The 19,940-nt window shown below is 67.8% G+C and carries 14 protein-coding genes; 5 read left to right on the top strand and 9 right to left on the bottom strand.

From position 1 onward, the window contains the following. Positions 1 to 10: 10 nt before the first annotated feature. A complete protein-coding gene (locus ACREPD_RS13965; RefSeq protein WP_431599870.1) occupies positions 11 to 3,169 on the bottom strand; it encodes an efflux RND transporter permease subunit in 3,159 nt (1,052 codons plus the stop codon). A gap of 4 nt (positions 3,170 to 3,173) precedes the next feature. Then, entirely contained in the window at positions 3,174 to 4,304 is a 1,131-nt protein-coding gene (locus ACREPD_RS13960; RefSeq protein WP_431599869.1) for an efflux RND transporter periplasmic adaptor subunit, read from the bottom strand. Positions 4,305 to 4,426: 122 nt separating this feature from the next. Here ACREPD_RS13960 and ACREPD_RS13955 point away from each other — a divergent pair, with 122 nt between their 5' ends. The 3 genes from ACREPD_RS13955 (at position 4,427) to ACREPD_RS13945 (ending at position 7,263) form a co-directional block, all read left to right on the top strand. Beyond that, positions 4,427 to 5,098, top strand: coding sequence for a TetR/AcrR family transcriptional regulator (locus tag ACREPD_RS13955; protein WP_431599868.1), 672 nt, complete (start codon positions 4,427 to 4,429; stop codon positions 5,096 to 5,098). Positions 5,099 to 5,234: 136 nt separating this feature from the next. Beyond that, positions 5,235 to 5,882, top strand: a complete 648-nt coding sequence (locus tag ACREPD_RS13950) for a protein-L-isoaspartate O-methyltransferase family protein (protein WP_431599867.1) — start codon at positions 5,235 to 5,237, stop codon at positions 5,880 to 5,882. 16 nt (positions 5,883 to 5,898) lie between these two features. Then, positions 5,899 to 7,263: a TolC family outer membrane protein gene (locus tag ACREPD_RS13945; protein ID WP_431599866.1), complete on the top strand. Its 1,365-nt coding sequence runs from the start codon at positions 5,899 to 5,901 to the stop codon at positions 7,261 to 7,263. 174 nt (positions 7,264 to 7,437) lie between these two features. Here ACREPD_RS13945 and waaA read toward each other — a convergent pair whose 3' ends face one another. Then, the gene (waaA, locus tag ACREPD_RS13940; RefSeq protein ID WP_431599865.1) at positions 7,438 to 8,736 is read right to left on the bottom strand and encodes a lipid IV(A) 3-deoxy-D-manno-octulosonic acid transferase; all 1,299 of its coding nucleotides are present in this window, start codon (positions 8,734 to 8,736) and stop codon (positions 7,438 to 7,440) included. Between the two features lie 97 nt (positions 8,737 to 8,833). On the opposite strand from waaA, the gene ACREPD_RS13935 reads away from it, so the two are divergent. After that, positions 8,834 to 9,754 (top strand): LpxL/LpxP family Kdo(2)-lipid IV(A) lauroyl/palmitoleoyl acyltransferase, encoded by a 921-nt coding sequence (locus ACREPD_RS13935; RefSeq protein WP_421569302.1) that lies wholly within the window; start codon positions 8,834 to 8,836, stop codon positions 9,752 to 9,754. A 109-nt stretch (positions 9,755 to 9,863) separates the two neighbouring features. On the opposite strand, the gene ACREPD_RS13930 is transcribed toward ACREPD_RS13935, so the two are convergent. The 4 genes from ACREPD_RS13930 to ACREPD_RS13915 form a co-directional block, all read right to left on the bottom strand. Then, positions 9,864 to 10,313: an REP-associated tyrosine transposase gene (locus ACREPD_RS13930; RefSeq protein ID WP_431599882.1), complete on the bottom strand. Its 450-nt coding sequence runs from the start codon at positions 10,311 to 10,313 to the stop codon at positions 9,864 to 9,866. Between the two features lie 172 nt (positions 10,314 to 10,485). Continuing rightward, positions 10,486 to 11,808: an O-antigen ligase family protein gene (locus ACREPD_RS13925; protein ID WP_431599881.1), complete on the bottom strand. Its 1,323-nt coding sequence runs from the start codon at positions 11,806 to 11,808 to the stop codon at positions 10,486 to 10,488. Next, on the bottom strand, positions 11,789 to 12,901 hold the full coding sequence (locus ACREPD_RS13920) for a glycosyltransferase (RefSeq protein WP_431599864.1): 1,113 nt from the start codon (positions 12,899 to 12,901) through the stop codon (positions 11,789 to 11,791). Before ACREPD_RS13920 ends, ACREPD_RS13925 begins: the two co-directional genes overlap by 20 nt. Before the next feature lie 16 nt (positions 12,902 to 12,917). Next, complete coding sequence (locus ACREPD_RS13915) at positions 12,918 to 13,115, bottom strand: zinc-finger domain-containing protein (RefSeq protein ID WP_411852073.1); 198 nt, start codon at positions 13,113 to 13,115, stop codon at positions 12,918 to 12,920. A gap of 323 nt (positions 13,116 to 13,438) precedes the next feature. Here ACREPD_RS13915 and ACREPD_RS13910 point away from each other — a divergent pair, with 323 nt between their 5' ends. Next, positions 13,439 to 16,789: a GH92 family glycosyl hydrolase gene (locus ACREPD_RS13910; protein WP_431599880.1), complete on the top strand. Its 3,351-nt coding sequence runs from the start codon at positions 13,439 to 13,441 to the stop codon at positions 16,787 to 16,789. A gap of 270 nt (positions 16,790 to 17,059) precedes the next feature. Here the strand turns inward: ACREPD_RS13910 and ACREPD_RS13905 are convergent, their stop codons facing one another. Next, on the bottom strand, positions 17,060 to 17,227 hold the full coding sequence (locus tag ACREPD_RS13905) for a hypothetical protein (RefSeq protein ID WP_431599863.1): 168 nt from the start codon (positions 17,225 to 17,227) through the stop codon (positions 17,060 to 17,062). Between the two features lie 215 nt (positions 17,228 to 17,442). Further along, positions 17,443 to 19,731 (bottom strand): NADP-dependent malic enzyme, encoded by a 2,289-nt coding sequence (locus ACREPD_RS13900; protein WP_431599862.1) that lies wholly within the window; start codon positions 19,729 to 19,731, stop codon positions 17,443 to 17,445. Positions 19,732 to 19,940 lie beyond the last annotated feature (209 nt).

Below are 19,940 nucleotides of genomic sequence, written 5' to 3'. Positions count from 1 at the left end.
CGACGAGGCGCTATTGCGCCTCGTCAGGCTTCACCCGGAACCACGCCGCATACAGCGCCGGCAGGAACACCAGGGTCAGCACGGTGCCGACAATCAACCCGCCCATGATCGAGATCGCCATCGAGCCGTAGAACGCGCTGCGCGACAGCGGGATCATCGCCAGCACCGCCGCCAGTGCGGTCAGCACGATCGGGCGGAAGCGGCGCACGGTGGCGTCGATGATCGCGTGCCAGCGGTCATGGCCCGCATCGATGTCCTGCTGGATCTGGTCGATCAGGATCACCGAGTTGCGCATGATCATGCCGGCCAATGCGATCGTGCCCAGCAGCGCCACGAACCCGAACGGCGCGCGGAACAGCAGCAGGAACAGCGTCGCCCCGATGATGCCCAGCGGCGCGGTCACCAGCACCATCGCCGCACGCGAGAAGCTGCGCAGCTGCAGCATCAGCAGCGTGGCCACCACGATCAGGAACAGCGGCATGCCGGCCTTGATCGAGTTCTGCCCACGGGCCGAATCCTCCACCGTGCCACCGGTCTCCAGCAGGTAGCCGGATGGCAGCGCGGCACGGATGCCGTCCAGCGTCGGCAGGATCTGCTGCACCACGTCCAGCGCCTGGCTGTTGTCAGCGATGTCCGCACGTACCGTCACGGTCGGCAGGCGGTTGCGGTGCCAGATGATGCCATCCTCGAACACGTACTCCAGGCGCGCCACCTGCGACAGCGTCACCGAGGTGCCACTCGCCGTGGGAATGGCCAGGCTGCCCAGCATGTCCAGGCGGACGCGTTCGTTGTCCGGCCCGCGCAGCAGCATCTCGATCAGGCGGTTGCCTTCGCGATACGTGCTCACGCTCGTGCCCGACAGCGAGGTGCCCAGCAGCTGGCTCACCTGCGCACTGGTCACGCCCAGCGCGCGCGCACGGTCCTGGTCGATCACCAGCCGCACCACCATGCTCGGCTCGCTCCAGTCCAGGTTGACGTTCATCACGTGCGGGTTCTCGCGCACCTTGGCTTCCACCTGGCGCGCAATGGCCTGCACCTGCTCGATGTGCTCGCCCGAGATGCGCATCTGCACCGGGTAGCCGACCGGCGGGCCGTTCTCCAACCGGGTCACGCGCATCTGCACGTCCGGGAACTGCGGAATCACCTCCTTCAGCAACCAGCTGCGGGTGGCCTCACGCGCTTCGGCGTTTTCGGTCAGCACCACGAACTGCGAGAAGTTGGTGGCCGGCAGCTGCTGGTCCAGCGGCAGGTAGAAGCGCGGCGAACCGGTGCCCACGTAGGCCACGTAGTTGCTGATGCCCTCGCGCCCCTTCAGCAGCTTCTCCAGCTTGGTCGCCTGCGCCTGGGTAGCCTGCAGCGAGGCCCCTTCGGCCAGCTCGATGTCCACCATCAGCTCCGGCCGGGTCGAATCCGGGAAGAACTGCTGCGGTACGAAGCGGAAGATCAGCAGCGAGAACACGAACAGCGCCGCCGTGGCCGCGATCACCCACCAACGGTGGCGCAGGCACGCATCCAGGAAGCGGCGGAAGCGCGTGTAGAACGGCCGCTGGTACGGATCATGGTCGTGCGCCAATTCCTTCGGCGCGATCCAGCGCGCGAACGCCGGGTGGCGGTCGGCCCAGCGCAGGCGCCGGGCGCGCCAGCGTCCGGCCAGGCTCTCGGGCTTGGGCGGCTGCGGGTTGAACAGGTCCGGCAGCATCTTGTCGCCCAGGTACGGAATGAACAGCACCGCGGCGATCCACGACACCACCAGCGCGATGGTCACCACCTGGAACAGCGAACGGGTGTATTCACCGGTACTGGACGCGGCCGTGGCGATGGGCAGGAAGCCGGCGGCGGTGATCAGCGTACCGGTCAGCATCGGGAACGCCGTGCTTTCCCACGCGAAGCTGGCCGCGCGCAGGCGGTCGTAGCCCTGCTCCATCTTGGTGGCCATCATCTCCACCGCGATGATCGCATCGTCCACCAGCAGGCCCAGCGCCAGCACCAGCGCGCCCAGCGAGATCTTGTGCAGGCCGATGTCGAAGTAGTGCATGACGAAGAAGGTCATCGCCAGCACCAGCGGAATGGTCACGCCCACCACCAAGCCGGTGCGCAGGCCGAGCGAGAAGAAGCTGACCAGTAGCACGATCACCACCGCCTCGGTCAGCACCTGCACGAACTCGCCGACCGATTCTTCCACCGCATGCGGCTGGTCGGAGACCTTGCGCAGCTGCATGCCGGCCGGCAGCGTCTTCTGCAGGCGCTCGAACTCGGCGTCCAGGGTGGCGCCCAGCTTGAGGATGTCGCCGCCGTCCTTCATCGCCACCGCGATGCCGATGGCGTCTTCGCCCATGAAGCGCATCTTCGGCGAGGCCGGGTCGGCGAAGCCGCGCTTCACCTCGGCGATATCGCCCAGGTGCACCGTGCGGTCGCCGGCCTGGATCGGGAAGCGGCGGATGTCGTCCACGCTCTTGAACTGGCCGGTCACGCGCAGCTGCACGCGGTCGGTGGGGGTTTCGAAGAAGCTGGTGGCGGCCATGACATTCTGGTCGGCCAGCGACTGCTGCACCTGCTGCAGCGAGACGCCCAGCGTGGCCAGCTTGGTGTTGGAGAGCTCGATCCAGACCTTTTCGTCCTGCAGGCCTTCCAGCTCGATCTTGCCCACGTCCGGCACCCGCTGCAGCTCCAGCTGGATGCGGTCGGCGTAATTGCGCATCACCGCGTAGTCGAAGCCCTGCCCCGTCAATGCGTAGATGTTGCCGAAGGTATCGCCGAACTCATCGTTGAAGAACGGGCCGACGATTTCACGCGGCAGGGTCGGCTTGATGTCGCCCACGCGCTTGCGCACCTGGTACCACAGGTCGGGAATTGCCTTGGAACGCAGGCTGTCGCGGGCCACGAAGATCACCTGCGATTCGCCCGGGCGCGAGTACGAGCGGATGAACTCGTACTGCCCGGTGTTGAGCAGCGCCTTCTCGATCGGTTCGGTGACCTGCCGCGAGACCTGCTCGGCGGTGGCGCCCGGCCACATCGTGCGTACCACCATTACCTTGAAGGTGAACGGCGGATCCTCGGACTGGCCCAGGTGCTTGTACGACCACGCGCCGATGATCGCGAACGCCAGCATCGCAAACAGCACCAGCGCGCGGTTGCCCAGCGCCCATTCGGAAAGATTGAAGCGGCGCACGGGGTCAGTGCCCCTTGGCTGCGGCAGCGGGGGCGGCGGCCGGCTTCAGCACCGGGCGATTCTGCCGGTCCACCGGCGTCACCGCCTGGCCTTCGCGCAGCAGGTGCCCACCGGCGGCAACCACCCAGTCCTGCGCGGCCACGCCGGACAGCACCGGCACCGCATCGGGGCCATAGGCCCCCACCGTGACCGGCGTGGCCTTGATCGCGCCGTTGGACGGGTTGACCACCCACACGCTGGCGTTGCCATCGGCACCGCGCAGCACCGCGCCCAGCGGCAGCTGCAGCGTGCCGGTGCGGCCGGCGGCGGCGAACACGCGCGCGCTCTGGCCGAGCTCGACTTCCTTCGCCGCGTCCGCCGACAGGCTGACCCGGGTGGCGTAGGTGCGCGCCTGCGCATCGGCGGCCGGCGCGATCTCGCGGATCGTGCCCGGCAGCATCTGGCCCGGCTTGTTCCACAGCTCCACCTGCACTTCCTGGCCGACCTGGTAGTCGCGGATGTTGCTTTCCGGCAGCGCGATCAGCACCTCGCGGCCGCCGTCGGCGGCCAGCGTGAACACCGTCTGCCCGGCGCCCACCACCTGCCCGGCTTCGGCCTGGCGGCTGGCGATCACGCCGTCGGCCGGCGCGCGCAGCTGCGCATAGCCGGTCTGGTTGCGGGCCACCGCCAGGTTGGCGCGGGCGGCGTTGGCCTGGCCCTGCGCGGCCTTGTAGGCGGCAGTCTGTGCGTCGAGCGTGGACTGGCTGACCAGCTGCTGCTCGGCCAGCTTGGCGTAGCGCTTCTGGTCATCGCGGGCGCGCACCAGGTCGGCCTCGGCCGCCGCCAGCTGCGCCTGCGAGGCGCTTGCCTGCGAGGCGAAGTCGGCCGCGTCCAGTTCGGCCAGCAGGTCGCCCTTGCGCACGCGCTGGCCGGCATCGACATGGCGCTTGACCAGGTTGCCGCCCACCCGGAACGACAGCGGGCTTTCCTGCAGGGCATGCACCTCGCCCGGGTACGCCGCCACTTCCTGGCCGCTCACCGTGCCCGGCTGCACCACCAGCACCGGGATCGGCGCGGCCGGCTCGGCGTCCTGTTTGCCACACGCTGCCAGCATCAATGCCAGCAGCCCACTGCCTATCCATCGCAAGTTGTTCATGAGGTCCTGGACCTTGAGTACCGGGGGAGACCGTCTGGAAGCGACACTCTATTCCATGACGGCTAATAGTGAACCAGTCGGTATAGTATAAATATCGAACCGATTGGTCTAGTATTGATTGAATGACTGATCCGACCACTTCCGCAGCGCCGCCCAAGCCCTCCGCCAAGGCCGCCGGACCCGGCCGCCCGAAGGATCTGGGCAAGCGCGCGGCGATCCTGGACGCGGCCAAGGCCCTGTTCGTGGAGCAGGGCTACAGCGGTGTCAGCATGGATAGCATTGCCGGGCAGGCGGGCGTGTCAAAGTTGACCGTTTACAGCCATTTCGGCGACAAAGAGACCCTGTTCACAGAAGCAGTGAAGTCCACCTGCGTCGAAATGCTGCCCGACGCGCTGTTCGTCACCGACGCCGACGGCCCGCTGCGCGAGCAGCTGCTGGGCATCGGCCGGGCCTTCTTCAACATGATCACCTCGCCGGCCGCGGTGGCCGTGCAGCGCGTCATGATGGCGCCCGATACCGACGACCGGATCCGCGAGATGTTCTGGGTGGCCGGCCCGCAGCGGACCAGCGATGCGCTGGCCGAATTCCTGCGCGCCCGCACCGCTCGCGGCGAACTGGAGATCGCCGACTTCCAGACCGCGGCCCTGCAGTTCTTCACCCTCATCAAAGGGGAGCTGCATACGCATATGATGTGCGGGCTGCGGCCGGCCCCGGCCGAGTGCGACTCGGACGCCCACGTGGCGGCCTGCGTCGCCTTTTTCCTGAGGGCGTACGCCACCCGCCCGGGGCTGTAATACCAATATGAATGGACCGGAGGTCGCGGTGACTTCCGGCACTGCGACCCCGGCGCGACGGCAGCGATGCTCTCAGCGCGCCGCCGGCTCCCGGCACCGGTAAAATGGCCGGCCCACTGCGCTGGATTAGAACCTCATGACGATCGATTACGCCCACGCCCGCGAACTGATGGTTGAACAACAGATCCGTCCCTGGGACGTGCTGGAAATTCGCGTGCTCGATGTACTGGCACGTTTGCCGCGGGAGGCGTTTGTCGCTGAATCGCACAAGGCCCTGGCGTACGCCGACATCGAACTGCCGCTGGGCTTCGGGCAGAAGATGATGAAGCCGGTGATCGAAGGCCGCACCCTGCAGGCCCTCGACCTGCAGCCGGGCGACGAAGTGCTGGAGATCGGCACCGGCAGCGGCTACCTCAGCGCCTGCATGGGCGAACTGGCCCGCGAAGTGCTGAGCCTGGAAATCCAGCCGGAACTGGCTGCCGGCGCACGTGCGCGCCTGGATGCCGCCGGCCTGGGCAACAACGTCCGCATCGAGACCGCCGACGCGCTGAGCTGGGACACCGAGCGCCGCTTCGACGCCATCTGTGTGACGGCTGCGGTGGACACCATCCCGTCACGTTTCACCCAGTGGCTGCGTCCGGGTGGCCGTCTGTTCGTGATCCACGGCAAGTCGCCGGTCATGGAAGCGGTGCTGGTCAAGGCCGATGGCAGCACTGAGTCGCTGTTCGAAACCGATATCGATTACCTGCGTGGTGCCGCTCCGGCGCCCCAGTTCCAACTCTGAGTCCAAGGAAGCCGCAATGATCCGCCGATCCCTCGCTATTGCGCTGGCCGCCGCCCTGCTGCCGATGACCGCCTCTGCCGCCGACCTCCTGCAGGTCTACGAAATGGCGCGCAACGGCGATCCGCAGCTGTCCGCGGCAGAATCGACCCGTCTGTTCGACAAGGAAGGCGCCGTGCAGGCGCGTGCGGCATTGCTGCCGCAGATCAACGGCGAGGCCTCGCTCACGCAGAACCGCGTGACGCCGAACCACGACGTCAGCTCGACCTCGTTCACCACCAAGAACCGCAACTACGGCCTGAGCGCGTCGCAGACGCTGTTCAACTGGACGCAGATCTCGAACCTGCGTTCGCAGCGTGACCTGAGCAAGGCGGCGGACTTCACCCTGGATTCGGCCAACGACAGCCTGATCGTGCGCACCTCGGCGGCGTACTTCAACGTGCTGGTGGGCATCGAGTCGCTGTCGGCGGCACAGACCAACGAAGCGGCGGCCAAGAAGCAGTTCGACTTCGCCGACAAGCGCCTGGAAGTGGGCCTGGCGCCTATCACCGACGTGCATGAAGCGCGCGCCCAGTACGACCAGGCCCGCGCCAACACCATCATTGCGCAGAACACCCTGGCCGACGCCTACCAGGCGCTGACCGAACTGACCGGCCAGCCGGTCACCGACCTGCGCGCACTGCCGGCCGACTTCCGCCCGGAACTGCCGGCCAAGTACGCCACGGTCGACCAGCTGATCACCGAAGCGGTCACGCAGAACCCGGCGCTGAAGGCGCAGGAGCTGAAGGTGAGCGCGGCCGAGTCCGGCGTGTCCGCCGCGCGTGGCGGCCACTACCCGACCCTGTCGCTGGGCGCCACCGCCGGCCGTTCGGCCAGCTGGGGCGACGTGGTGGGCAGCAGCTCGAACTTCAGCCCGGACCAGCGCAGCAACAGCATCGGGCTGACCCTGAGCGTGCCGATCTTCTCCGGCGGCGCCACCCAGTCCGGCGTGCGCCAGGCCCTGGCCCAGCGCGACATCGCGCAGGACGGTTACGAGCAGCAGAAGCGCGCCCTGGACCGCAACACCCGCAATGCCTACCAGACTCTGGTTGCCGGCATCAGCGAAGTGGAAGCGCGCCGCCTGGCCGTGGTGTCGGCGCAGAGCGCGTACGACGCCTCGCAGGTCGGCCTGGAAGTGGGTACCCGCACCGTGCTGGACGTGATCCAGAACCAGCGCATCCTGTTCTCGGCCCAGCTCGATTACGCCAACGCCCGTTACACCTTCCTGCAGAACCGCCTGCAGCTGGGCCAGGCAGTCGGCACGCTGGACATCGCCGATCTGCAGGACATCAACCGCCTGCTGACCCAGCAGGCTGCCACGCCGAGCACCCAGGTCAACAACTGATCGGGGTGTGAGGCGGGAACGAGAAAGCCACCTGAAAGGGTGGCTTTTTTGTTGAAACGCTCCAACGACTGCGGGCTATCCGGGGTAGAGCCACCCCATGGGTGGCTGCCTTTGCTTCCGACACCGCGCAGCCACCCATGGGGTGGCTCTACCCGCGTCGGGCCGGCCGGTTGTTCAATTCAGCGGCGGCGGCAATTGCGGGGCGATCAGCTCCACCGTGCGCTTCAAGGCGCCCCGGCCGTTGCTGACCAGCGCGCAGCCCGCGCTGGCCATGTCTTCGCGTGCATCGGGATCGCGCAGCAGGGTGAGCAGTGCGTCGCCCACGCCTGCCACATCGTCGGCGATCACCACCGCACCGGCCTCGCGCATGCGCCGCGAGATCTCGGCGAAGTTGTGCAGGTGCGGGCCGGTGACCGTGGCGGTGCCCATCGCCGCCGGTTCCAGCAGGTTGTGCCCGCCGATCGGCTGCAGGCTGCCGCCGACGAAGGCGACCTGCGCGCAGCCATAGAACGCCATCAGCTCGCCCAGCGTATCGATAACGAACACATCGCTGTCGGCCTGCGGCCATTGCTGCTGGCGGCGCGTGCTGACCTTCCAGCCCTGCTCGCGCGCGAGCGCTTCCACGCGCGGGAAGCGTTCGGGATGGCGCGGCGCCCACAGCAACAGCAGGCCGGGAATCTCCTGGCGCAGCCGGCGGTGCAGGTCGATGGTGGCCTGCTCCTCGCCTTCATGCGTGCTGGCGGCAATCCATACCGGCCGCGTGCCGGGCACCGCCGCGTGGAAGTGGGCGGTGAACTCGCGCACGTTCGGCGTGGCGATGTCGAACTTCAGGTTACCCAGCGGCTGCACCTGCTCCGGCAGCGCGCCGAGCTGGATGAAGCGTTCGGCATCGTCGGCCGACTGCGCCGCCACGCAGGTCACGGTACGCAGCGTGCGCCCGATCAACGGACGCAGCAGCCGGTAGCCACGCAGCGAACGCGCCGACAGCCGCGCGTTGAGGATGTACACCGGAATGCCGCGATCGCGGCAGCCGAACAGCAGGTTCGGCCACAGCTCGGTTTCCAGGATCAACGCCAGGCTGGGTTTGAAGTGCCCCAGGAAGCGGCCGACGCTGCCCGGCACGTCATACGGCAGGTACACGTGGTCGACCGCATCGCCCCACAGCGCGCGCACCCGCTCCGAGCCGGTGGGGGTAATGGTGGTGATCACCCAGCGGATGTCCGGGCGCAGCGCGCGCAGCGCGTTCACCAGCGGCGCCGCCGCGTTCACCTCGCCCACCGACACCGCATGCAGCCACACGCGTGGCTGCGCGCTGGGGAGCGGATAGGAGGCATAGCGCTCGTCCCAGCGCTGGAAGTACTCGCGCACCCGGAAACCGCGCCAGACCAGGTGGTACACGGTGATCGGCAACAACAGGTACAGCACGGCCGAATACAGGCCGCGCAGGATCCATTCGACAGGGCTTTTGCGCATGCGCAAAGGATACGGGAGCGGCACCGGGAAAGACATGCGGGCCCGGTGGGCGGCCACCCTGACCCATCGTGGGGGACGCATGTCTTAGAATCGGGGCATGTCAGATAACGCTTCCACCGCCACCCGCCCGTCGCTGCGCAATCCCCGCCACTGGCCGACCTTCGCCTTCATGCTGGGCGCCTTCGCCATCGCCCGGCTGCCGTGGGGCCTGCAGCGCGCCCTGGGCCGGGGCGTGGGCACCGTGGCCTACCGGCTGGCCAGCAGCCGCCGCCGCGCCGCCGAGGTCAACCTGAAGCTGTGCTTCCCGGAGAAGGACGACGCCTGGCGCCAGCGCCTGCTGCGCGACAGCTTCGATGCGCTGGGCGTGGGCATCTTCGAATTCGCCCGGGCGTGGTGGGGCAGCATCGACAGCATCCGCCCGAAGGTACAGATCGAGGGGCTGGAGCACCTGCACCGCATGCAGGCCGAGGGCCGCGGTGTGCTGCTGGTCTCCGGCCACTTCATGACCCTGGAGATGTGCGGGCGCCTGCTTTGCGACCACGTGGATCTGTCGGGCATGTATCGCAAGCACCGCAACCCGGTGTACGAGTGGGCGGTGAAGTTCGGGCGGCTGCGTTATGCCAAGGCGATGTATGCCAACGAAGACATCCGTGCCACCGTGCGCCACCTCAAGAAGGGCGGGTTCCTGTGGTACGCGCCGGACCAGGACATGCGTGGCAAGGACACCGTGTTCGTGCCGTTCTTCGGCCAGACCGCCTCGACCATTACGGCCACGCACCAGTTGGCGCGCATGACCGGGTGTGCGGTGATTCCGTACTTCCACCGTCGCGAGGGCGGCAAGTACTTCCTGAAGATCGGCGCGCCGCTGGAGAACTTCCCCAGTGAGGATGTGGAAGCGGATACGGCGCGGGTGAACAAGGCGATCGAGGACATGGTCCGCGAAGCCCCGGACCAGTACCTGTGGATCCACCGCCGCTTCAAGCGCCAGCCGGGCGGCCGCAGCAATTTCTATAAATAACGGGTAGAGCCACCCCATGGGTGGCTGCGCGATGCAAACCAATCGGTAGAGCCACCCCATGGGTGGCTGCGCGACGCCGGAACGTAGAGCAGCCACCCATGGGGTGGCTCTACCAGACCGGCCAGCGCGACCACGCGTGAGGGTACTCACCCGGCGCTACCGACAGTCCTGCTCTGATCGGGTTGGCGACAATGTACTGAGCAGCCGTTTCCAGCGATTCATCGGTGCGCAGGGCATGGTCGTAATAGCCACGCTGCCATACCGGTCCACAATCCAGATGCGCGTTCAACAGACGACTACTGCGCGACTTGAGTAAGTTCATGCAGTTGGGCAACGTCCCCTTCTTCAACTGCATCAACCAATGCACGTGGTCGGACATCACCACCCACGCCAAACTGTAGCTGCAACCGCTGCGCTCCACGTGACGCAAGGCTTCGATGACGGCCAGTGCGTTTTCATTGCACTCGAACAATCGCCGCCGGTTCAAGGTCACAGTCGTCAGCGAGTAGATGTACTCGGCTTGGGAGACGCGACCGCGCTGGAGTCGTGGGCTGGCCATACCTCCATCCTGCAGAAGCAGCGACATGGAACGGCATCACCGAGTGCCGCGTCCGTCCCTCAGGGAAACCCGTAGAGCCACCCCATGGGTGGCTGCGCGATTCCAGAACGTAGAGCAGCCACCCATGGGGTGGCTCTACGGGCGCGAAGCGCCCTTGCGCATGCCCCCCCCGTCAGGGTTCGTCGCGGGCCAGCAGGCTGCCTGCGTACAGGGCGGCCAGCAGCAGGGTCAGGCCGCCCCAGAAGGTGGAATAGAACGCCAGGTGGGTGTTGAACGGGAACATGGTGACCGCCAGCGCCAGCATCGCTGGGCGTGCGCGGTCACGCGCCGCCAACGGGGCGAAGCGCCACGCACGCCATGCCTGCGCGGCCGCAGCCAGCCACAGCAGCAGGCCCAGTACACCGGTTTCAGCCAGGATTTCCAGCACGATCTGATGTGCATGCAGCGCCGGCCCCGCACCCCACACATCCTGCTGTTCCGGATGCGGGTTGCACTGCGGGTACGCATCGCGGAAACCGCGCGCGCCCACGCCGTTGATCGGGTGCTGCTGGATCATGCAGCCCGCCGCAGCCCAGATCTGCGCGCGCCCGGACAACGCCTGGTTCACGCCATCGCTTTCGCCTTCCCACGCCATCGCGGTGCGCTCCAGCCGCTCGCGCACCTGATGCGAGCCGGCCGCCAACCCCACCGCCGCTACGAGCCCCACCGCCACGCAGGCCAGCAGCACGCGCGCGCCCAGCAGGCGCCAGCCGGAAAACACCAGCACCAGCGCATAGGTCAGCCACGCCGCGCGCGAACCGGCCAGCACCAGCACCGCGCCCAGGGCGGCCGCCGCCAGCATCCAGCCCCATCGGCCAAAACGCGCAGCCGCAGCAAACAGCAGGAACGGCGACAGGCTGGCCAGCACCTGGCCGAATTTCAGATTGCACGGCCCCAGCACACCGCTCAGGCGATCGGCCGCCGCCATTTCTGCCGGCGGGCACAACCCATGGCCGCTGATCGCCCACTTCAACTGGTCCATCGACCAGAACAGCGCGCTGGTGCCGAACGCGGCCTGCGCCAGCGCGTCCAGCGTCCATACCCCGGTGATGATCGCAATGCCCTTCAGGGTCAGCGCGCGCCGCTCGGGCGTGGCCACCGCAATGGCCACCAGCCACATGAAGGGCAGATAGCGCAGCCCGGCGGCGGTCTTGCGCCACGCGGTGCCCGGGTCGATGGCATCGAAGGCGGAAAACGCCTGCGGCAACCAATAGCCCAGGAACAGGATGCTGGTCAGCGCCCACGCGGGACTGCTGAGCATGCGCTGCTTGCCCTGCAGGCGCAGCTGCACCATCCGCGCAGCCGCGTACAGCGCACCCAGCCCCAGCGTGGTCTCGGCAATGCCAGGCAGCGGCAGCAGCGCGACGAACGCGATGACCCACCACGGCGCCCAGCGGCCCGCACGGAAGCCCGGCGAACCCGGCGCCTTGACCGGCTCAGCCAGCGAGGGAGGTATAGAGCTGGAGCGTGTCACGTTGCATCGCCTGCAGGGTGAACGGAATCCGCGTGGGAAGCGCGGGCGGCTGCGCCAGCAACTGCTGCGCGCGGGCCAGCAGCGCATCGGCATCGCCCAAGGGTACCGCGCCCGACGGCTGCAGTTGTTCGAGCAGCTCGCCCACGCCGCCGTGGTTCCAGCCCAGTACAGGTCGGCCCACCGACAGCGCCTCGACCACGGTACGGCCAAACGCCTCGGCCTTGTCCGACAGCTGCAGGACCAGATCGCTGGCGGCATAGGCCTCGGCGATACGCGAGGTAGGCGCGGTCATCAGCACCGCGTCTGCCACGCCCAGGCTGCGTGCCTGCGCCTCCAGCTCGGCCACATAGCGCTCGCGCCCCGACTCACGCGTGCCCGGCATCCACAGTCGCGCGGGCATGCCGGCGGCATGCAGCCCGGCCAGCAGCGCCAGCGCGTGTCGATGGCCCTTCAGCCGCGTGCCGCGACCGGGCAGCAGCAGCAGCGGCGCATCACCGGCCAGTGCCGGGTGCTGCGCGGCCACCGCCAGGCGCGGGCGCCGGTCCTGCCGGCCGACGCGCGGGAACTGCGCGGTATCCACGCCGCGCGGTATCACCTGCAGGCGCTCCGGCGGCACGCTGGGGTAATGGGTGCGCACGAAGTCGCGCACGCAGTTGGACACGCAGATGACGCGTTCGCCGCTGGTCATGACCGCGCTGTAGCGGCTGGGCGAATTGAGCCCATGCACCGTGGTCACCCAGTGCGGGCGCACGGCCGCCGGAAGATTGCGCACGGCATACAGGCCCAGCCAGGCGGGCAGCCGCGAACGCGCGTGCACGATGTCCGCGCCGGTCTCGGCCAGCAGATTGCGCAGCGTGCGCACGTGGCGCAGCGTCCACAGCGACTTCTTGCCGATATCCAGCGTGAGGTGTTCGGCACCACTGGCCAGCAGCGGTTCGACCAGGCGACCGCCTGCCGACACCACGATCGCGCGGTGCCCGGCCGCGACCAGCGCGGCGGCAATTTCCAGCGTAGAGCGCTCAACCCCACCGGAGTGCAGCGCCGGCAGCAGCTGCACCACGGTCAGTCGGCGCACGTTCGGTTCCGCCTGCTCAGTCGGCCAGCACGAAGACCGAACCGCAGTACGGGCACGCGGCTTCGCCGTTGGGCTCGTCTTCGATCGGCAGGTACACGCGCGGATGCGAGTTCCACAGCGCCATCTCCGGCGTCGGGCAGCTCAGCGGCAGATCGCTGCGGTGCACGGTGTAACGCTTTTCAGCATTGGCGGGCGCGGTGGCGGTATGGCTCATGGCGGGGCACGGAAAGGAATAGCGAGGGCCTCGATTCTAGCACCCGGGGCGGCGGGCGCGCCGTGGCCGGTTCGGTGCGGGGCGCCCCATGGAAAACACCGATATGCGATTTTCCCGGGTTTAGATCGAACTAATTTCACTTGCCAGACCCGCTCCGGGTGTTGCAGGATCGGATGCGTTCCGATCAAACACCCGATCGCATGGCCCGTCCCCCGCCGGACCTGCATCGCATCGACTGCCCCTGGGCGGCCGGCGTGGTGCTGTCTGCCGAGGTCGCCGATGCGGGCTTCGCCTGCCGCCTGTCCCTTCCGGGAGATCCCTGCATGACCCTGCCGCACCCCCGCCCTGCCCGCCACGCCCTGCTTCCGTTGGCGCTCGCCCTGGCCTGCTCGCCGGTGGCCCTGCCCGCCTTCGCGCAGGGCCTGCAGACCTCCTTCGAGCCGGGCGAACCGGCCCCGCAGGCCAGCAAGGGCGGCGTGCAGCTGAAGATCGGCAAAGGCCCGGAGGCGCCGTATGCGGCCAAGCCCGGCGTCGGCTACAGTGGCCTGCGCGCCCTGCACTACGCCAGCGCCGGTGGCACGGCCAGCACCCGCCTGTTCGCCACCGACGTGACCATCGACGCCGACACCACGCTGTCCTGGCTGGTCCTGCCCGAGATCGTCGGCGACGACACCGTGGCCTCCACCTATGTCTCGCTGGACCTGGTGCTGGACGATGGCAGCCGCGTGTCGGCCAGCGCCGCGCGCGACCTGCACGGCATCGCGCTCGGCGCCAAGGCGCAGGGCGATTCCAAGACCCTGTACCCGCAGCAGTGGGCGCACAAGTCGGTGCGCCTGGGCGATGTGGACGCGCTGCGCGGGCGCCGCGTGGTCGCCATCGAGCTGGATGTGGCCAGCGCCGCCAACGCGCCGGTTTCCGGCTGGATCGACGATGTGCGCCTGGACAGCCAGCCGCGTACCGCACCGGCACGTGCGTCGGACTGGGTGCTCACCACCCGTGGCACGCAGGCCAACGGCACCTTCTCGCGCGGCAACAACTTCCCCGCCACGGCGGTGCCGCACGGCTTCAACTTCTGGACCCCGGTCACCGACGCCGGCGCGTTGAACTGGCTGTACCGCTGGAACGAGCAGAACAACGCCACCAACCGCCCGCAGCTGCAGGCGCTGGCGCTGAGCCACCAGCCCAGCCCGTGGATGGGCGACCGCCAGACCTTCCAGGTGATGCCGTCGGCCAGCCGTGGCGTGCCCGAAGCCGACCGCAGCAAGCGTGCGTTGTCGTTCGCGCGCGACAACGAAAGCGCGCGCCCGTACCGCTATGCCGTGCGCTTCGACAACGGCATCGCCGCCGCGATCGCACCGACCGACCACGCCGCGCTGTTCCAGTTCGAGTTCCCCAAGGGCGGCGACGCCAACCTGCTGTTCGACAACGTCGACGCACGCGGCGGCATCACCCTGGATGAGGCCACGCAGACGCTGTCGGGTTACACCGATACGCGCAGCGGCCTGTCCAACGGCGCCACCCGCATGTACGTGGTGGCCAGCTTCGACCGGCCGTGGCGCAGCAGCGGCCGCATCGCCACCGGCCGCCCTACCGGCTACATCAAGTTCGACCCGGGCAGCGACCGCCGCGTGACCATGCGCATCGCCACCTCGCTCATCTCCGTTGAACAGGCCCGCCACAACCTGGCGCTGGAGCTGGCGCGCGACGACACCCTCGATACCGTCGCCGCCCGCGCACAGGACGCATGGGACCAGCGCCTGGCGCGCTTCGACATCGGCCAGGCCAGCGACGACCAGAAGACCACGCTGTATTCCAGCCTGTACCGCCTGTACCTGTACCCGAACTCCGGGCATGAAAACGCCGGCACCGCCGCCGCCCCGGACTGGCGCTATGCCAGCCAGGCCAGCGCCGCCGAGGACAACACCGATGGCAGCGCGGTGCGCAGCTTCGCGCCGATCCGCGATGGCAAGGTGTACGTCAACAACGGCTTCTGGGACACCTTCCGCACCACATGGCCGGCCTACACGCTGTTCACCCCGGACGATGCCGGCGCGCTGGTGCAGGGTTTCCTCGAACAGTACCGCGCCGGCGGCTGGGTGGCCCGCTGGTCCTCGCCCGGTTATGCCGACCTCATGGTGGGCACCAGTTCGGACGTCGCCTTCGCCGATGCCTACCTCAAGGGCATCACCGGCTTCGATCCGGGTGAGGCGTACCAGGCCGCGTTGCGCAACGCCACCGTGGTGCCACCCGACCGCCATGTCGGCCGCAAGGGCATGGACAAATCCACCTTCCGCGGCTACGCCAGTGCGGACGTGCATGAAGGCATGTCGTGGACGATGGAAGGCGCGCTCAACGATTTCGGCATCGCCAACATGGCCACCGCACTGGCCAAGCGCGCCGACAGCCCGGCCGCGCGCGAGCGCTACACCACCGAAGCGGCCTATTTCCGCGCCCGCGCCGGCACCTACGCCACCGTGTTCGACCCGGCCGCCGGCTTCTTCCAGGGCCGCAAGGAAGACGGCAGCTGGCGCGTGGCTGCGAAGGACTACGACGCGCGCGTGTGGGGCCACGACTACACCGAATCCAACGGCTGGACGTTCGCCTTCACCGCCGCGCATGACGGCGAAGGCCTGGCCGGCCTGTACGGCGGCCGCGCCAAGCTGGCCGAGAAGCTGGATACGTTCTTCAGCACGCCGGAAACGGCCGACCCGAAGTTCTCCGGCTCCTACGGCGGCACCATCCATGAAATGACCGAGGCGCGCGATGTGCGCATGGGCATGTACGCGCACAGCAACCAGCCCTCGCACCACATTCCGTGGATGTACCTGTACACCGGGCAGCCGTGGAAGACCCAGCAGCACGTACGCGAGATCCTGTCGCGGCTGTACGTGGGCAGCGAGATCGGCCAGGGCTACCCGGGCGATGAGGACAACGGCGAGACCTCGGCGTGGTACGTGCTGGCCTCCCTCGGCCTGTACCCGCTGCGGATGGGTTCGCCGGAGTACGCGATCGGTTCACCGGCCTTCAAGCACGCCCGGGTGGAACTGCAGGGCGGTGCCGTGTTGACCGTGAACGCCCCGGAGAATTCGGACCGCAACATCTATGTGCAGTCGCTGAAGATCAACGGCCAGCCGTGGAGCAAGACCTGGGTGCCGCACGAGCTGATCGCCAAGGGCGCAACGCTGGACTTCGAGATGGGCCCGGCACCGTCGACCTGGGGCACGGGGCCGGAGGATGCGCCGCGCTCGTTGACCGCGCGCGGTGAGAAGCCCGCGATCCTGCATGACCTGCTGGGCAGTGGTGCGCGTGCGCAGCTGGACGATGGGCGGGTGCTGGCCGCGCTGACCGATGATGATGCGGGCACCGTGGTGCCGTTCGGTGGCAAGGGCAGCATCGTGTTCACCGGGGTGACCGACGGTTCGCCGGCGATGTATACGCTGACCAGCGGCAATGCGCCGATCCGGGGCGGCAAGTGGACGCTGGAAGCGCGCAAGGCCGGCGGCAGCTGGGTTGAGCTGGACCAGCGCAGCGGTGAAACCTTCGAGTGGCAGCAGCAGACCCGTCCGTTCCGGATCGCCAAGCCGGGCCGTTATGCCGAGTACCGGCTGCGGATTGAAGGGCCGGGGCGGATGCAGCTGGCGGAAGTGGAGTTGCTGGCGCCAGCCGCGCCGTAATGAAACGGGGGCGCAATTCGCGCCCCCTTTCCTTAGAGCCACGCCATGCGTGGCTAGGCGGTGCCACACCCGATCGTAGAGCCACGCCATGCGTGGCTAGGCGGTGCCACACCCGATCGTAGAGCCACGCCATGCGTGGCTTCGCGGTGCCTGACCCGATCGTAGAGCCACGCCATGCGTGGCTTCGCGGTCCCTGATCGAACAGCAGCCACGCATGGCGTGGCTCTACGCCGGGTGGGGCCGATGCCCCACCCCGGGGGTTCCTCGCCCTTAGCGGGCGCCGATCAGGCCGGCGTACAACGCGAACAACTGCTTGAAGTACCGCTTTGCAGGACGAGTGCGCATGACGCCGTTCCAGAGGGGGGAAGTGGTCGGGCCCAGGGTGGCGGGGTCCAGCGGACCGCCGCCACGGCCGGGCCGCGTGGGGGTATTGGGCACTTGGGAGGTTGCAGGCGGGTGACGCTGGGGCTGCGGGTTCGTTGCGGTTCACCGTTGGTCCATACGCGCAACATCAAATGCAAAAGGGACCGGTGCGGTGCACCGGTCCCTTCTTCAAGGTCTACCGACTAACAGTCGGTAGCTACCCCATTCGCGTTTCGCGTTGCGAAACCGGACCGCGCGTTGCGCGGTCCCAATTGGATTCGGTGAAGGCCTCAGGCCTTCTCCGATTCCAATTGCTTGCGGATCTGCGCATCAACCGCCGCGATCGCGGTCATGTTGAGCACACGGCGCGAGGTCGCGCTGGTGGTCAGGATGTGCGCCGGCTTGGCTACGCCCATCAGGATCGGGCCGATCGCCACGCCGTCGGTGAACACGCGCACCAGGTTGTAGGCGATGTTGGCCGCTTCCAGGTTGGGCAGCACGAACAGGTTGGCGCGGCCCTTCAGCGTGCTGTCCGGCAGCAGCTTCTGGCGCAGCGCTTCGTCCCACGCGGTGTCGCCCTGCATTTCACCGTCTACATTCAAACGCGGATTGCGCTTGAGCAGCAGGTTGCGCACGGTGCGCATCTTCAGCGCGTCCTTGGAATCGTGGCTGCCGAAGTTGGAGTGCGACAGCAGCGCCACCTTCGGCTCGATCCCGAACAGCTTCATGCGGTAGGCCGCCTGCAGCGTGGCTTCGCAGATCTGCTCGGCGGTCGGATCTTCCTGCACGTGGGTGTCCACGAAGAAGAACACGCCCTGCTGGTTGATCACGCCGGTCATAGCCGACGTCGAGGTGACCTTCGATTCCAGCGGCAGCACGCTGCGCACATAGCCCAGCTTCTTGTGGAAGCGGCCGACCACGCCGGTCAGCATGGCGTCGGCTTCGCCGCGCGCCACCATCACCGCCGCAATCAGGGTCGGGCGCGAACGCATCAGGTTCTTGGCCGCCGCCACCGTCACACCGCGACGGCCGGTGAGGTTGTGGTAGTACTGCCAGTAGTCGTTGAAGCGCGGGTCGTCGTTGATGTTGGTCACGTCGAAATCGACGCCGGCCTTCATGCGCAGGCCCATGCGTTCGATACGCGATTCGATCACGTCCGGGCGGCCGATCAGGATCGGCAGCGCCAGGCCTTCATCAACCACGTTCTGCACCGCGCGCAGCACCACTTCTTCTTCACCTTCGGCGTACACCACGCGCTGCTTGTCGGCACGCGCACGGTCGTACACCGGCTTCATCATCAGGCTGGTGCGGTAGACGAACTGGGCCAGCTTCTCGCGGTAGGCGCCCATGTCGGCAACGGGGCGCTCGGCCACGCCGGAATCCATCGCGGCCTGCGCCACGGCGGCCGACAGCTCCACCAGCAGGCGGCGGTCGAACGGGCGCGGAATCAGGTAATCGCGGCCGAAGCTCGGCGTGTCATCACCGTAGGCCGACCCCAGGTCGCTGGCCTCGCGGCGTGCCATCGCGGCGATCGCGTGCACGCAGGCGATCTTCATCTCTTCGTTGATCGCGGTGGCGCCCACGTCGAGCGCGCCACGGAACAGGTAAGGGAAGCACAGCACGTTGTTGATCTGGTTCGGGTAGTCCGAACGACCGGTGCCGATCAGCGCGTCCGGGCGCACGCTGCGCGCCACTTCCGGCATGATTTCGGGGGTCGGGTTGGCCAGCGCGAAAATCACCGGGTCCTTGGCCATGGTCTTGACCATGTCCGCGGTGAGGATGCCCGGGGCCGACAGGCCCAGGAAGATGTCCGCGCCGTCCACGATCTCGGCCAGCGTGCGCTTGTCGGTATCGCGTGCGTAACGCGCCTTTTCCGGGTCCAGATCGGTGCGGCCGGTGTGGATCACACCCTCGCGGTCGAACGCCAGGATGTTTTCCTTGCGCAGGCCCAGCGAGACCAGCATGTTCACGCAGGAAACGCCTGCCGCGCCCATGCCGGTGGTGGCCAGCTTCACGTCTTCGATCTTCTTGCCGGTGACCACCATGGCGTTGAGCACGGCCGCGCCGACGATGATCGCCGTGCCGTGCTGGTCGTCATGGAACACCGGAATGTTCATGCGCTCGCGCAGCTTGCGCTCCACGATGAAGCACTCCGGCGCCTTGATGTCTTCCAGGTTGATGCCGCCGAAGGTCGGCTCCAGCGAGGCGATGATGTCGACCAGCTTGTCCGGGTCGTTCTCGTTGATCTCGATGTCGAACACATCGATACCGGCGAACTTCTGGAACAGCACGCCCTTGCCTTCCATCACCGGCTTGCCGGCCAGCGGGCCGATGTTGCCCAGGCCCAGCACGGCGGTGCCGTTGGAGATGACGGCGACCAGATTGCCGCGGGCGGTGAGCTCGCTGGCCTGCTGCGGGTCGGCCAGGATCGCCTCGCAGGCGTGTGCCACGCCCGGCGAGTAGGCCAACGACAGGTCGCGCTGGGTGAGCATCGGCTTGGTCGCCGTGACCTTGATCTTGCCCGGCGGCGACATGCGGTGATAGTCGAGTGCGGCCTGTTTGAAATCTTCGTTGGACATCGCTTTCTACAGATGAATGGGCGAGAGGAACAGGGGATCATACCCCCGTTGGCGTGAGTGGACCTGTCGCTACGCTGTCGCGGCCATGCTGCGACTGCACAAATCCAAGGCCGTGCGTCGGCGTATGCAACGCCAGACTGCCGGAACCCGATGACAGCCCGCATCACCAGAATACCTGCGAAAAAAGCCAGGGTCGTGCCGCCCAAGGG

It is taken from the genome of Stenotrophomonas sp. (assembly GCF_050737075.1).
In the GTDB taxonomy this organism is placed as follows: Bacteria; Pseudomonadota; Gammaproteobacteria; order Xanthomonadales; family Xanthomonadaceae; genus Stenotrophomonas.
The sequence above is the reverse complement of the archived record's forward strand: the minus strand, read 5'-3'. Positions and strand labels throughout refer to the sequence as shown.

What these genes read in the sequence shown, in the direction of transcription:
- ACREPD_RS13930 (WP_431599882.1), bottom strand. Translation starts at nt 10,313, where the DNA reads ATGGCCAGCCCACGACTCCAGCGCGGTCGCGTCTCCCAAGCCGAGTAC.
- ACREPD_RS13960 (WP_431599869.1), bottom strand. Translation starts at nt 4,304, where the DNA reads ATGAACAACTTGCGATGGATAGGCAGTGGGCTGCTGGCATTGATGCTG.
- ACREPD_RS13955 (WP_431599868.1), top strand. Translation starts at nt 4,427, where the DNA reads ATGACTGATCCGACCACTTCCGCAGCGCCGCCCAAGCCCTCCGCCAAG.
- ACREPD_RS13910 (WP_431599880.1), top strand. Translation starts at nt 13,439, where the DNA reads ATGACCCTGCCGCACCCCCGCCCTGCCCGCCACGCCCTGCTTCCGTTG.
- ACREPD_RS13915 (WP_411852073.1), bottom strand. Translation starts at nt 13,115, where the DNA reads ATGAGCCATACCGCCACCGCGCCCGCCAATGCTGAAAAGCGTTACACC.
- waaA (WP_431599865.1), bottom strand. Translation starts at nt 8,736, where the DNA reads ATGCGCAAAAGCCCTGTCGAATGGATCCTGCGCGGCCTGTATTCGGCC.
- ACREPD_RS13900 (WP_431599862.1), bottom strand. Translation starts at nt 19,731, where the DNA reads ATGTCCAACGAAGATTTCAAACAGGCCGCACTCGACTATCACCGCATG.
- ACREPD_RS13950 (WP_431599867.1), top strand. Translation starts at nt 5,235, where the DNA reads ATGACGATCGATTACGCCCACGCCCGCGAACTGATGGTTGAACAACAG.
- ACREPD_RS13935 (WP_421569302.1), top strand. Translation starts at nt 8,834, where the DNA reads ATGTCAGATAACGCTTCCACCGCCACCCGCCCGTCGCTGCGCAATCCC.
- ACREPD_RS13945 (WP_431599866.1), top strand. Translation starts at nt 5,899, where the DNA reads ATGATCCGCCGATCCCTCGCTATTGCGCTGGCCGCCGCCCTGCTGCCG.